Source organism: Desulfomicrobium apsheronum, from assembly GCF_900114115.1.
GTDB lineage: Bacteria > Desulfobacterota > Desulfovibrionia > Desulfovibrionales > Desulfomicrobiaceae > Desulfomicrobium > Desulfomicrobium apsheronum.
In genome coordinates this window covers 1-1,196 of sequence record NZ_FORX01000045.1, presented here as the reverse complement: position 1 = coordinate 1,196, position 1,196 = coordinate 1, and the positions used below count along the sequence as shown (strand labels likewise).

Annotated in this window: 2 protein-coding genes; both read right to left on the bottom strand. The window is 52.8% G+C overall.

Annotated features, from left to right (window positions below; all coding sequences use genetic code 11):
- Window positions 1–374: hypothetical protein (locus tag BMZ40_RS19020; protein WP_143075709.1), on the bottom strand; the 374-nt coding region annotated here is incomplete at its 3' end.
- Window positions 375–935: 561 nt separating this feature from the next.
- On the bottom strand, window positions 936–1,196 hold a 261-nt coding region (locus BMZ40_RS19770), incomplete at its 5' end, for a hypothetical protein (protein WP_177193285.1).

Here is a 1,196-nt window from a genome sequence, read left to right as displayed (position 1 = left end):
TCTTCTCCGACATCCTCCTGCAGAAATTCGGTGCCCGCCACGCTGGCCTGATGAATACCCAGCGGCTGACTGACATGTGCGTCAACCTCCTGCTCGGGGTGCTGAATGTCGAACATGATCAGAGGTTCCCTGGTGTCCGGTGAAATAAGCACAAGTTCCTTGGCGTCGTCGGCGGCAGCCACGAAGAACTCCTCTCCCCCTTTCAACCGAACGACATAATCACCGCCATCCCCGGACACGATCTCGACATCTTCAGGAGCAGCGGCAAGAACCAGCCGGTCGCCATGGCTCAGGTTCAATCTGCCGCCGTTGTCAACCCGCACTTCCTGAAAGTCACCGTTTCCCTGACGTACGCCGACATTGATAGTGTACATAGAATCTCTCCTCGATCACGTTTCAATACTACGATTCGAGGTCAGGCTAACGAGATTCAATATACTTAGTAATATGCATATTTGTTTAATTTGACCTGCCATTACATACTTAAATTAGGTAGATTTTATTACGCGTTTGAGAATAAAATACTTATTTACCTAGGCATATAATCAAACCGGCCCTCGCCATTGCAAGTCATGCCCATGGCACACTTCAAATCCCGAGGAGAGTGCATTGGACATTATGCAAAAATTTCTGAATGGGTGAAACGAATCGCGCGGATGTGAAATATACGGATAGATGAAAAATGACGAAGTTGTAGACGATCATGGCCATCAGAACAGTCACAAAAGTCAGCCGGACAGACTGACGGACCTGATCCGCCAACCTGTCCGGCTGACTCATGCTGACATCGCGTGATGAATTGCCCACCTTAACCTGCAACTGCCTGTACCGGCGCCGGATATCTCCTCCGCTTCAACGTCCGGCGATGCAGCAGGTGGGGTTCTCATCCCTTCCGCGCAATTGGACATTTCCGGCCAGCGCCTCCTTTCCCGAGATCATGGGAAAGACGCCACATGTTGCGTCGCGATATCCTCGGCCACCATCAGATGGACGATGCTCGTTCCGACGGTATTCGTGTAATGATTGTAGTCAAACCCATCGGAGCCGACCACGTTCGTGCCCACAAGGGACCAGCCCGAATCCGTCGCGATCACCTCCGCAGGGCCCTCGCCGAACACCCACAGGGTGTCGGTGTCCGAAACGGACAGAACGTCGCTGGCCTGGAGGGTCAAGACGTTCTCCTCCCATCCGTTGAC